The organism is Vibrio sp. A37, from assembly GCF_059777565.1.
Genome location: NZ_JBLNLI010000116.1, coordinates 1 through 208 on the forward strand (window position 1 = coordinate 1; position 208 = coordinate 208).

General features: G+C 46.6%; 2 pseudogenes. Both read right to left on the reverse strand.

The annotated features are described in order from the left end of the window. A pseudogene (locus tag ACM2FC_RS23750) lies at positions 1–109 on the reverse strand (fumarate reductase subunit C); the annotation flags it as partial. Between the two features lies 1 nt (position 110). After that, positions 111–208 (reverse strand): annotated as a pseudogene (locus ACM2FC_RS23755) (fumarate reductase iron-sulfur subunit); the annotation flags it as partial.

Consider the following 208-nt stretch of genomic DNA (forward strand, 5'->3'; position numbering starts at 1 on the left):
GCACCAATGGAAGTACGGTTGCTTCCCTAAGCATATAGAAACGATAGTAAGGGTGATCTTTCCACCAAGTGCGCTCAATAGGGCGAACATAAGGTTTACGGCGACTCATGTTAGGCCTCCTCAGGTTTAAACATTGCGATGACATAATCCATGGAAGATTCCACTTTGCCTTGGTTTACCGCAGAGGCAGGATCGACATTTTTCGGAC